Genomic DNA, 13,074 nt, shown 5'->3' with positions numbered 1-13,074 from the left:
TTATGGTAGTGTTGTTGTAACATGTTAATTACGCTTAAAACGCTTTAGCAAAGCTTATTGTACCTTTATGGCACACACACAACCAAATGAACCATTTTATTAAATCAATTCTTTTACTTGTAGCGCTTACTGGTGCTTTTTTAACCAGTAAAGCACAAAGTTACACGGTTAAAGGAAACATATTAGATACTGCTGGGCTGCCACTGCCCGGTGCCATCGTTAGAATTAACTGGGTTAAAGATAGCCTGGGTATTTCGGCCAATACAGACGGAAGCTTCAGTTTTACCAAGGTTAAGTCTAAACAATTTACCTTAACAGCAGCATTTATTGGATTTGATACTTTTACCAAACAGTACACCATTACACAAGGCAATACCCTGGTAATTCCCAATGTTAAACTCAAACCAACTTCCAATACTCTTGATGCAGTAATTATTTCGGGAGTTCCTCCTGTAAAAGTTACTGAAGATACTGTAAGCTTTAATGCGGCTTCTTTTCCTGTTAGGGAAGGGGATGCTGTAGATGAAATATTGAAAAAGTTACCCGGTATAAAGGTTGATAAAGATGGAAATGTAACCAACCAAGGTACACCGGTAACCAAGATAAAAGTAAATGGAAAGGATTTCTTTGGTACGGATGTGGCTACTGCCATTAAGAATTTGCCTGCCGACATCATTAAAAACCTTCAGTTTATAGACGACTATGGCGATCAGGCTAAATTAACAGGCATAAAAACAGGTGAGCCTGAAAAAATACTGAACCTAACCATTCAGGAGGATAAGAAAAAGGGATACTTTGCCCGGGCACAGGGAGGGGTAGGTAATTCTGACAGGTACAATACCAGCTTTAGGGGCAATAGCATGAAAGGAGAGCGCCAGGTTTCTTTTGATGGTACAGTAAATAATGCGAACATGAGAGGGGGCGGAGGTGATGGAATAACTACCAGAAATGCAGGTGGCTTGAATTATCGAAATGAGTGGAGCACCAAACTTTCTGCTGATGCAAGCTATAATTTCGATAACACTAAAAACAATACCATTAGTACTTCGCATACCCAGAACTTTCTTGATAGTTATACCCGTTTAGAGGATTCGAGGAACGATAATTTAAACAACAGGTATAATCATGAGTTTAATGGTAATGTAGAATATAAGAGAGATACCATGAATTATCTTAAAGTGTCTCCACAGTTTACATATAATACAAATAGCGGTAGTAGTGGTGGCCTTTCTACTATCACTCAAGAGGATCTGATCACGAACCGCAATAGTAAAAACCTGAATAATGCCAGTTCCTTATTCATGAAAACTAACTTGTTTTACAATCATAAATTTTCTAAGAAAGGCAGGAACTTTAGTTATTGGGGTGGTTTTAACTATTCTAATGGTGATAACTTTAAGGACGTGTCTAATGATTACCTGATTACTGAGGGCGGGGTTGATTCTACAAGATTCCAAAATCAACTTACCGATCAGAATAGCCACACCCTGGGTACCTACTCGGGATTTTCTTACATGGAACCTTTGTGGCGTAAAACATTTATCGAATTCAATTACAATTATAGCCGATCTGCCACTTCCAGTACCAGAGATACCCGGGACGTACTTAACGGTGGAGAAGTGTTTAATCCGGATTTAAGTAATAATTACGATTATCAGTTTATTACCAATAAAGTAGGGGTAAACTATCGTTTTATTAGTGAAAAGTTTAATTATACTTTAGGTGTAAATGGTCAGCCAGCCGTACTTAAAGGGCAAAATGTCAGTAAAGACATCAGTACAGAACAAAGGACATTTAATCTGATCCCTTCGGCCAGAATGGTGTATAGATTTTCAAATCAGGAATCGTTTGAGTTCAATTATTGGGGGCGTAACAACCAACCCGGGTTTTTACAACTACAGCCCATTGCTGACAATTCTAACCTTCAAAACGTAGTGATTGGTAATCCAGACTTAAAGCCTGAATTTATTCACAGTGTAAATGCCCGCTACAAACAATCAGACTGGAACCGTGGGCATATGTTATCGGCCAATATTTCATATAACCAAACACAAAATAAGATCGTAACTACTAAAGTACTGATCCCAAATACAGTAAATCAAATAACCAGTTATACCAATACTGATGGTTTTTATAATTTAAGTGGAGACTATAACTATTCCAAGCCGTTCTTTGAGCGTAAGTTTACAATAGAGTTTTCCGGATGGGGTTCCTTAAATAACAATGTTGCTTTTGTTGATCAAAATAAGAACGTTGCAAAAAATGCAGTATGGAGACAGGAATTGGAATTTAGGGTAGACCTGGAAAATATTGTTAATTTCGAAATAGAGACATCTTACATGCAAAATAGGACTACCTATTCGCAAGAGAATTTCGAAGACCGGCAGACCAATCGTTTTGAATACGGAATAGAGGGGCGTAATTACTTTTTTAAAGATCTAACTCTTGGTTACGACTTTACTAAACAGATCAATTCAGGGTATGATAATTCTTTTGTGAATAACCCTACTATATTACGGTTGTTTATGGAGTACAAGTTTCTTAAAAAAGACATGGGCACCTTACGTCTGGATGGGTTTGATTTATTTAATGAAAATTCAGGCATCTCAAGAGATGTGTTCGATAACGTAATTGTAGATAGACAAGTAAACAGATTAGGTCGATATTTCATGCTTTCGTTTATATTTAAAGTAAGGAAGTTTGGAGCTTAAGAAATAGTAAGTGGCACTTAATTTGTTTGGGTAAAGCATTAAGTATAAAAAAACGGCTAAATTTGTCGCTAACTCACTTGCTTTGAAAAAAACTGTACTGCCTGTTGTTGTGTTAATAACGATGCTATCATCGTGTAATTGGTTTAAAGATGTGCCTGAAGTAGGGGTAGTACTGTCAGATCATTTCAAAAATAAACTGTACAAAAAATTTGATACTGCTGTATATAATGTTGTTTTTAAAAAACACCTTGATTCTTTAAAACCTAAATTTTCGAATCCCAATACGTTAACAAACTATTACTATGCAAATGAATATAAACCTGAATTGGTTACCAAATTCTTTGTAAATGGTGGGTTAGATAGTTTAGAAAACTACATAGGCAGGAGTGAGGAACATGGCTTTAGCCCAAATCTCTTTAGGTATAAGCAAATAGAATCGCTGTTGGCTACATTACACGCCAATAAATTCAAATCAATAGATGAAGTTTATCCTGTAATTGCTGATCTGGAGCTTAATGCTGCAGAGGGGCTTATCAAATACAATAATTTTGTTTATTACGGTAGCATCAATCCAAGGAAATTATTTAGCCGGTACTATGTGCCGGTAAAAAGACCTGATAGCCTAAGTGTAACTGCTGTTCTGGAGACAAAGGACATTCAAAAACTATTAACAAGCATCCAACCTTCTTCTCCCGATTATCAGGTATTCCAGCATAAACTTTCAAAATACAAGGCCGACTCTGGCAGTAAAAGCTATATGGTAAAAACCATTATGGTAAATATGGAGCGGTTGCGCTGGAAATTGCCAGAGCTTGGCGATGAGTATGTGCAGGTAAATATCCCTGATTTTTCGCTTACCTGGTTTAAAAACCAGGACACACTTACCCAGATGAAAGTTTGTGTTGGAGGGAAACGCGAGGAAGGTTATGCCGATAAAATTAAGCAGTACCTGAAATCGGGAAATCTGGATGATAAGCCGAAAAATCATGAAACACCCTTACTATACAGTAAACTGAACTCTATACAGGTAAATCCGATATGGAATATTCCGGTCAGCATTGCACAAAGTGAAATTTACTGGCAGGCAGTTAGAGATCCATATTATCTTTCGAATAGTAACATTAAGGTATATTATAAGGGTAAACAAATAGGAGAGCCCGATACCATTCAATGGAGTAAGTATTCCAGAGAGAAGTTGCCTTTTCAATTCAAGCAAGGCTCAGGAGAGGGGAATGCTTTAGGTAAGTTTAAATTTATATTCGACAATGGATCGAGCATCTACCTGCACGATACGAACAATAAAAGTGCATTTTCCAGAGCTAACCGCGCAATAAGCCATGGTTGTGTTCGTGTAGAAAAACCGTTACAATTTGCTGAAACGCTGGTAAAAGATAAGTACGAATACGATCAGCTAAGAATGGAAGTAAACCTGCCACCAATAGATACCAACAGAATGGCGGTTTACCGAAAAAAAATGGCTAAAAAAGCTGATACAGTAAATGTTTATAGGTTAAAGCCTAAGTGGTTTGGCGTTAAAAAACCTGTTCCCTTGATCATCAATTACATAACCGCATGGTCGCAAAACGGTAGTCTGCAGTTCCGACCAGATGTTTATGGTTTAGATGAAACTTTATGGGATGCTATGAAAAAATTCATGTAAAAGTTCTACCTTTGGTTTTTAATGAATTTCCTATACCCAGGTTTTCTTTTCGCGCTGCTGGCAATAGCCATACCTATTGTAATTCACTTATTCAATTTCAGGAAATTTAAGAAAGTATATTTTAGCAACTTACAATTCTTAAAGGAGGCAAAGGAGCAAAATTCTTCAAGAGAAAAGCTTAAAAATTTGCTTGTACTTTTGTGCAGGGTATTGGCCATCGTATTTCTTGTGCTGGCATTTGCCAGGCCTTTTATCCCCTCGGGCAACAAACATAATCCGGGACAGAGAAATGTTATCAGTATCTATATTGATAACTCTTATAGTATGGAGACCGTAAACAAAGAGGGCAGTTTACTTGATGAAGCTAAAAGAAAGGCAAAGGAAATTGTAAGGTCATATGATATTAATGATCAGTTTCAATTAATTACAAACGATTTTGAGGGCAAGCACCAAAGGCTTGTTAATAAAGAAGAGTTTATTCAATTACTGGATGAAATTAAGATATCACCAGCAAATAAGACTTTGCAACAGATTCTAAACAGACAACAGGCAAGTTTTTCTGCAAATAGAAACGAGATCTGCTATCTGCTTTCCGACTTTCAGAATAGTTTTGCAGGTGATAAACCTTTAGCGGCCAATAAAGAGATCAGTTATACTTTTATTAAGCTAAATGCCAACAGCCTTCCGAATATTTCGGTTGATAGTGTTTGGAGCCTTTCACCGGTACACCAACCAGGGCAGGCAGAGAGGGTTGTGGTCCAATTAAGGAATTATGGTGAAGAGCTTGCTTCGGGCATAGCCTTAAAGCTAACAATAAACAAACAGCAAAAAGCTATCAGTAATATAAATGTTGAGGCTGGTAAGTCAGTTAAAGACACTTTATCTTTTAGTGGATTAAAAAGCGGGTGGCAAAAAGGTGTAATTAGTATTAAGGACTTTCCTTTAACATTTGATGATGATCTGAATTTTAGTTTTAAGGTAAGTAATGAGCTAAAGGTGCTAAACATCACGGGCAATTCTTCTGATAAATTTATAAAGGCGCTCTTTGCATCCGACAATTATTTTAAACTTACCGAAATGCCTGAGTCGAACATTAAATACTCCAGCTTTTCCGATTACAGTTTAATAGTACTTAACGGGCTAAAAGAACCATCTTCAGGCCTCGCTCAGCAATTAAAAGGATATGTACAAAATGGAGGATCTGTAGTTATCTTTCCTGATCTTGATGCCAATAGCAATGTTTACACTCCGTTCTTAACCGGCTTGTCGCTGCCTGCGGTTCAGCAATTAAATTCTGGGCCACCTTTAGCAAGCAGTATGGATTTAAAGAACTCTGTTTTTAAAGATGTGTTCGATCAGATTCCTAAAAATATAGATCTGCCCTTGGTAAACAGGTATTTTAGTTATACTGAGCAGAATACAAGTGCTAAAGAAAGCATTTTGCAATTGCCTTTAAATAGATTCCTGTTTGCAAAGTATACGGTAGGGGCCGGTAAAATTTATCTTTCATCAAGTTCATTGGATATTAAGGATAGCAACCTGCCTAAGCACCCGGTTTTTGTACCATTAATGTATAAGATTGCTTTTGCAAGTGCAAAAGAGCAACCATTATATTATACAATAGGCCTCAATAATTTATTAGAAAGTGAAAAAATTAGTCTTCTGGCTAATCAGTCGTTAAAATTGGTGTCGAATGACTTTGAAGTTATTCCTGAAGTGCGACAAACTGCCGGAAAAACTTTACTATATGTTGCAGATCAGGTAAAGAAATCGGGCTTTTATGAATTAAAAAAAGCAGATTCTGTTTTGGCCATTATAGCGTTTAATGATAACCGTACAGAATCCGACATGCATTATGCTACAGAAACACAGCTTAATAACTTGTTTGGCAAACAAAAGGTAGCAGTATTTAATTCTAAAAAGGATGCACAATCATTAAATATCGAAGGGAAAAATAGCAGCAGTGAATTATGGAAACTTTGCCTAATTTTAACTATTGTTTTTTTAGCCGGTGAAATACTACTTATTAGATTCTTTAATAACATAAAAAACATAAAAATATCATGAACCTTCTTATCACGGGTATAGTTATTGCCGATCCAAACAGCCAGTTCAATCAAAAGAAATGTGATGTTCGTGTAGAACAAGGAAAGATAACGGCTATAGGTAACAACCTGACCGCATCTAAAAACGAACAGGTTTTTGATGGCCAGGGTGCTGTTCTCTCTCCAGGTTTCTTTGATTTAAACTGTTCAATCGGAGATCCAGGTTTCGAAACCAAAGAAGATATTAATACGGCAACTGAAGCTGCAAAAGCAGGCGGGTTTACAGGGATCGCGGTTTTGCCAAATACTAAGCCAGTGGTGCAATCTAAGGCCGAAGTGGAATACATTATTAACAGGGCAAAAAACAATCTGGTAGATGTGCTGCCAATAGGAGCGGTTAGTCAGGGACTGGAAGGTAAAGAGCTTGCAGAATTGTACGACATGAAGCAGGCGGGTGCAGTAGCATTTTCTGATGGAGGAAAGGCAATTGTTGACGATGGCTTTATGAGTCGCGCAATACAATACACCCAGGGTTTTAACGGACTTTTAATGGTATATCCTGAGAATAAATCCATTGCAGGAAAATCGCAGATTAACGAAAGCAAAACCAGCGTGTTATTGGGAATGAAAGGATTGCCATCGTTAGCAGAGGAAATGCACATTAGCCGCGATATCTTTTTAGCCACTTACCATAATGCTCCTGTACATATTAGTAATATTTCAACAGCAGGTTCTGTAGCGCTTATAAAGAAAGCTAAAAAAGATGGTGTGAAAATCACTTGTGATGTAGCTGCACATCATTTGGTGTTTACAGAAGAGTTGCTGAATGATTTCGACAGTAATTACAAGGTTAAGCCACCTTTGCGTGGTAAATCTGATGTGAAGGCATTGCTTACAGGTTTAAAAGACGGAACCATTGATGCAATAGGATCACAGCATCGCCCGCACGAAATAGAATTTAAAGATGTTGAATTTGAAATTGCATCATACGGCATCATTGCCCTGCAAACTGTTTTGCCTTTGCTTATAAAAGCCGGACTTGATGCAACGCAGATAGCGGAGAAGCTTTCTATAAATCCCCGTAAATTACTAAGACTCGCAGTTCCTGTGATTGAAGAAGGTGCTGAAGCCAACTTTACAGTTTATAATCCTACTTTACAATGGGAGTATAATGTTGCCAGTAACTATTCTAAATCTGCCAATTCTCCACTATTAAATAAAAAACTGACCGGTAAAGTTCAACTGGTATTTAATAACAAACAATTACAATCATATGGATAATCATGTAAAAGACGCACTAATTGCATCGTTAGATAAATTTGCTGCGGTATCTGGTAATGACTCGGTTAAGTTAGAGGAAAGCCTTGTAGAAGTGTTTAACAAAGACCTTGGCTTTATAGAGAAGGTTGAAGAGTTTGATGAAGTTTTTGATGAGCATCCATCATTTGAGGAGCTTAGAGAAGTATTCTTTGATTTGCTGATGATTAATTTCTTTTCTATTGACATTAAAAAACTTGAAGAAGATTACCTTGACTCTGAAGAGTGGCTAAGGATTGAAGAAGAAACAATAGATAGGGGAACAGAATTACTGAACCTTTTGTTGTATATCAATGAATGCCATGACGAGCGTATAAAACCTGAATTAGGTGATTTCCTTAAAGAATTCTTATTGGTTGAGGAAGACGAGTTTCAGGATGAATTCCATATTTATGAAGACCTGATCAGCAACCAGCAATTGATTGAAGGAAGTGTTGAGGATATCTGCAGTCATGCCGGGATGATTGATCTGGGTGAAGAAATGGAAGATCTTTTTGTTCCTTTTATGGTTTTCTTCCATCAGCCTAAAGCCAATGATAAGATAATTAAAGAGCTAGAGGATTTTAGTGCAAACAAGGAGTTTGATATTGCGGTGTATACCTTAATCGCTAATTTTAATGCGGCTACCGCTTAGGCAATAGCTTTTATTATTAACTTATATATTAACGTTTATTTAAAACTTTCAAATGGAAGAAGAAGTAGTAGTAGAACCGAAAAAGAATCCAAATATGCTGGCGTTTAAAAGCGCAATAGCATATTCTGTTTATTTCCTTGTGCTTATGTTTGTGATGAAATGGCTAGGAGTTGATCAGAACAACCCGAATACCACTGTAGCAGAGAAAATTATATACTCGCTAGCTTCCTATATTCCATTTATTATGGCTGTTGTATTTGTGCAAACTACATACAAAAAGGAATTAGGTGGATATATAAGCTTTGGTAAAGCATTTTCTTCGGGCTTTAAAGTAGCTGCATATGCAGGATTGTTTATAGCTGTGTTTACTATCCTTTATTATAAGGTTTTAGATACAAATGCTTTTAATCAGCTAATGGATTCAGCAAAGGCTGCGGCTGGTGATGATGAAAACAAGGTTAAGGGAGTAGAGATGATGAGACCTTACATGATCTTTTTTATAGGATTTGGAGTAGCGGTGAGTTACACGATTTATGGTTTGATTATCAGTTTAATTGGTGCAGCTGTTATTAAAAAAGAACAACCTCTTTACGAAGAATAGTATTTTAACGATATAAAATATATCACTTGTTTAAAAAGACAATTATTAAATCGAATAATGGATTTAATAATTGTCTTTTTTTGTTTATTATTGTTTTGAGGTTGTTCAAAAGTGTCGTCGTCATTCCTGTGTTCCAGCTGCTTATGTTGATTGTTGTCTGTTAATGAAGAACTTTTCATTTCTGAAAGACCATAATATTAAAGCACTCAAATTATCTCGACTCATGTCGGCTCTCAAATCAGCAAGGCTTCTTTTCTGTTTTGGGGTACTATGGAATACATTCGATATGAGGAACGAATTGTTTGTATAGTCTCTTGTTAGAAACACACAAAACCAAATATATATGAGATCTTTTAATCGCAGATCTTTCATCGTAAACACTGCACTTGCAGGTTTAGGTGCAGGTTTGCTTCATTCTTTGCCTTCGTTAGGCAAGTCGCCGTTACGTACGGAAACAGGAAAACGTATTGGAATTATAGGATTGGATACTTCGCATAGTGAGGTTTTCATCAAAGCTATTAATGGAGGTGGTCTGGAAATGAAGGGCTACAAAGTAATAGCAGCCTATCCACATGGAAGTAAAGACATTCCTGCAGCATTAAAAATGAAACCCGGCATCATTGAAGCTGTTAAGGCAAATGGAGTTGAAATAGTGGACTCGATTGAAKAACTGATTAGGAAGGTTGATGTTGTCCTGTTGGAAACCATTGACGGAAGACCACATTTTGAACAAGCTTTACCAGTGATGCAGGCTGGAAAAAGGATGTTTATAGACAAGCCCATTGCAGCTTCGCTGGATGATGTGAAAAAAATCTTTGCTGCTTCTAAAAAATACGATGCTCCGGTTTTTAGCTCTTCAGCATTGCGCTTTGATGGCAATGTACAAAAGGTTGTTTCAGGAAGTATTGGCAAGGTATTAGGAGCTGATGTTTATACCCCGGCAGAGATTGAATCGAACCACATGGATATGGCTTGGTATGCTATACATGGGATAGAAATGTTGTTTACAGTTATGGGGCCTGGTTGTAAAACGGTGACCAGAATTTATAACGATGGTGTTGATTTTGTAACAGGTGTATGGGAAGATGGACGTGTTGGAACTGTACGTGGAATACGTAATGGGGCTTCAAATATTGCAGGTACTGCTTTTGGAGAAGGTGGAATAGCTACATTGGGGCCATTTAGTTCTTATTCTCCACTAATAGCTGAKATCATAGGTTTTTTTGAAACGGGTAAACCTCCTGTTTCTGAAAGGGAAACCATGGAGATTTTCTCTTTTATAAAGGCTGCTGATTTGAGCAGAAAACGTAGTGGTTCATCGGTTTTATTGGCTAATGTTTAATTGTTAAAATGAAATCAAATTATTTATTAGTAGCGGCAACATTTTTTATTTTAGTGCTTAGCTCATGGATCTGGAAAAATAAACACGAGAATCATGGTTTTCAAGTATTAAGTAAGATCGATACAACAGTTCCTGATAGTAGCCGGTATACGCGCATTGTATTAGCTGAAGGATTGGATGAGCCTATGGAAATGGCCGTACTCCCTAACCTGAATATACTTTTTGTAGAACGTAAGGGGGCTGTAAAGCTTTATAACAGTAAAACAAAGTCAGTTAAAACTATAGCAAATATTAATGTTTTTAGTGGCATAGAAGATGGACTGCTGGGGTTAGCCTTAGATCCAAAGTTCGCAGAAAATCATTGGGTGTACCTTTATTTTGCGGTAGGAGGAGAGGAGTCAAAAAGTAGGTTAGCACGGTATCAGTTAGTTGGAGATAAGCTAATTAATAAATCGGAACAGGTATTGCTTGAAATTCCAACTCAGCGTAAATATTGTTGCCATTCTGCAGGTTACCTCTCATTTGACTCGAAAGGGATATTATATCTATCTACAGGTGATAATACAAACGCAGAGGAAACGGAAGGTTATACTCCTGTGGATGAAAGGCCGGGAAGAGGGCTGGCGGATGATCAGGCAACTTCTGCCAATACTAATGATTTAAGAGGAAAGATACTTCGTATTATTCCCAAAGATGGTGGTGGCTATTCTATTCCTGAGGGAAATCTTTTTCCTAAAGATGGTTCAAAAGGTTTACCTGAAATTTATACTATGGGGTCCCGTAATCCTTATCGGTTTAGCATCGATCAAAAAAATGGCTATGTATACTGGGGGGATGTTGGTCCGGATACAAAAGTGGAAAGTGAAGATGGCGAGTACATGAGCTTTGATGAGATTAATCAGGCTAAAAAACCGGGTTTTTTTGGGTGGCCATATTTTTTAGGAAACAACCAGGCATTACCGCTGTATAATTATGCAACCAAACAGCCGGGAGAAAAAAAGGATCCTACTAAGCCTTTAAACAATTCACCTAATAATACCGGCGAAAAGGAGCTACCTCCAGCTGAGCCAGCAATGATCTGGTATGGTAAAATGCCCTCCAAACATTTTCCTATGGTAGGAAGTGGTGGTGCTACTGCAGCTGCTGGCCCAATTTATTATAGCGACCTATTCCCAAATGCGCCCTATAAACTTTCGGAATATTATAATGGTAAGTTATTTATTTACGATTGGATTAGGGGTTGGATCATGGCGGTTACTTTTGATGAAAGCGGTAACTATAAACAGATGGAACCATTTTTAAAACACCTTAAGTTTTCTGCCCTTGTAGATATGCAATTTAGTAAGGATGGTGCAATATATATGCTAGAATATGGCACTAACTGGTTCTCTAAAAATACGGATGCAAAGCTCATAAGAATAGAGTATCAGGAAGGAAATAGAAAACCTATAGCGGAAATAACGGTCGACAAACCGTACGGTGCTGCTCCTTTGTTAGTTAATTTGTCAGGTAATAAATCAGTTGATTTTGATAAAGAAGATAAACTTGATTTCAGCTGGATGATAGCAGGTAAAACAATCAGCGGATCGGAAGTGAAATATAGTTTTGAGAAGCCGGGTATTTATAATGTTGAGCTAAATGTAAAGGATGATAAAGGGGCAGTAGGAACCGCAATTTCCAAAATACATGTTGGGAATACCCCTCCGTTGGTAGCTATTAAAAGCAATTCAAATAGAAGTTTTTACTGGGATGGACAGCTATTAGATTATCAGGTTGTGGTTAAAGATGTAGAGGATAAGGTGATAGATCAGAATAAAGTGAAGGTCTCTTTCGGTTATTTACCTCAGGGAAAAGATGTAGCAGTTATCCTCGCCGGGAATCAAGATCCTGGAGCTTATAAATATCTTAAAGGGTCGGGGATGTTGGCTAATTTGGATTGTAAGGCATGTCATTCTATGGACAAGGCTTCAGTTGGTCCTACTTATAAGTCGATATCGGTGCGGTATGCAGGCAAGAAAGATGTAGTGAAAACGCTAGCTAAAAAGGTCATTGAGGGCGGTAGCGGGAACTGGGGAGAGCGGGCTATGTCAGCACATCCGGCGGTGTCTCCGGATGACGCTGCAGAAATGGTCGATTATATTCTTTCGCTTTCTAGAAAATCTGGAAAACTGCCTCTTAAAAATAGCATCCCTTTAAAAGACCATCTTGGAAAAGGAAAGGAGGGAAGTTACCTGCTGAATGCTTCGTATAGAGATAAAGGAGCTAATGGAATTGAACCTTTAGATAGTAGAGCTTATATTTCTTTGCKCAATCCTTACGTTCAGGCAGAAGATTTTGATAAGGGAAATGTTCGTATAGCTACGATTACTACGGCTTTTATGGCTTATACAACTGGAATTGCAGACCATAGTTATATCAAGTTTAATGAAATAGATCTGGCAGGCATAAAACGGGTTAAGTATAATGTACAGGTCATTGGCACCGGAGGAAATATTGAATTGAGGTTAGATAGTATGAATGGGCCATTAATTAGCCGGCTTATTGTACCGGCAGCAGCGGCTGATGGTAAAACAGATTGGAAAGAGTTAACTGCCGCAATAGAGGTAACAAAAGGTAATCATGATCTTTATTTTGTATTTACAGCTTCAGGAGATCAGAAGCAAGATCTGTTTAATCTGGATTGGATTTATTTTTCTAATAAATAGTAAAGGGCTGTTCAAAGAATTTCGCATTCTTTGAACAGCCCTTTACCTAAAAAATCAAT

General features: G+C 37.5%; 8 protein-coding genes. All 8 read left to right on the top strand.

Going from position 1 to position 13,074, the window contains the following annotated elements:
* The first annotated feature begins 86 nt into the window (after nucleotides 1-86).
* The 8 genes from AC1DDK_RS02505 (at nucleotide 87) to AC1DDK_RS02470 (ending at nucleotide 13,015) form a co-directional block, all read left to right on the top strand.
* Nucleotides 87-2,711 (top strand): outer membrane beta-barrel protein, encoded by a 2,625-nt coding sequence (locus AC1DDK_RS02505; protein WP_288880651.1) that lies wholly within the window; start codon nucleotides 87-89, stop codon nucleotides 2,709-2,711.
* A gap of 82 nt (nucleotides 2,712-2,793) precedes the next feature.
* Complete coding sequence (locus AC1DDK_RS02500) at nucleotides 2,794-4,371, top strand: L,D-transpeptidase family protein (RefSeq protein WP_337715626.1); 1,578 nt, start codon at nucleotides 2,794-2,796, stop codon at nucleotides 4,369-4,371.
* 21 nt (nucleotides 4,372-4,392) lie between these two features.
* Nucleotides 4,393-6,438, top strand: a complete 2,046-nt coding sequence (locus AC1DDK_RS02495) for a BatA domain-containing protein (protein WP_337715624.1) — start codon at nucleotides 4,393-4,395, stop codon at nucleotides 6,436-6,438.
* Nucleotides 6,435-7,697, top strand: coding sequence for a dihydroorotase (locus AC1DDK_RS02490; protein WP_172660687.1), 1,263 nt, complete (start codon nucleotides 6,435-6,437; stop codon nucleotides 7,695-7,697). The genes AC1DDK_RS02495 and AC1DDK_RS02490 overlap by 4 nt, the downstream gene beginning before the upstream one ends.
* On the top strand, nucleotides 7,690-8,367 hold the full coding sequence (locus AC1DDK_RS02485; protein ID WP_048904318.1) for a hypothetical protein: 678 nt from the start codon (nucleotides 7,690-7,692) through the stop codon (nucleotides 8,365-8,367). Before AC1DDK_RS02490 ends, AC1DDK_RS02485 begins: the two co-directional genes overlap by 8 nt.
* 52 nt (nucleotides 8,368-8,419) lie before the next feature.
* A complete protein-coding gene (locus AC1DDK_RS02480; protein WP_337715622.1) occupies nucleotides 8,420-8,968 on the top strand; it encodes a DUF4199 domain-containing protein in 549 nt (182 codons plus the stop codon).
* A 343-nt stretch (nucleotides 8,969-9,311) separates the two neighbouring features.
* On the top strand, nucleotides 9,312-10,310 hold the full coding sequence (locus AC1DDK_RS02475; RefSeq protein ID WP_477633806.1) for a Gfo/Idh/MocA family protein: 999 nt from the start codon (nucleotides 9,312-9,314) through the stop codon (nucleotides 10,308-10,310).
* Between the two features lie 8 nt (nucleotides 10,311-10,318).
* The gene (locus AC1DDK_RS02470; protein ID WP_477633805.1) at nucleotides 10,319-13,015 is read left to right on the top strand and encodes a PQQ-dependent sugar dehydrogenase; all 2,697 of its coding nucleotides are present in this window, start codon (nucleotides 10,319-10,321) and stop codon (nucleotides 13,013-13,015) included.
* The last annotated feature ends 59 nt before the right edge of the window (nucleotides 13,016-13,074 follow it).

It is taken from the genome of Pedobacter sp. 05T44 (genome assembly GCF_056395985.1).
The sequence above is the reverse complement of the archived record's forward strand: the minus strand, read 5'-3'. Positions and strand labels throughout refer to the sequence as shown.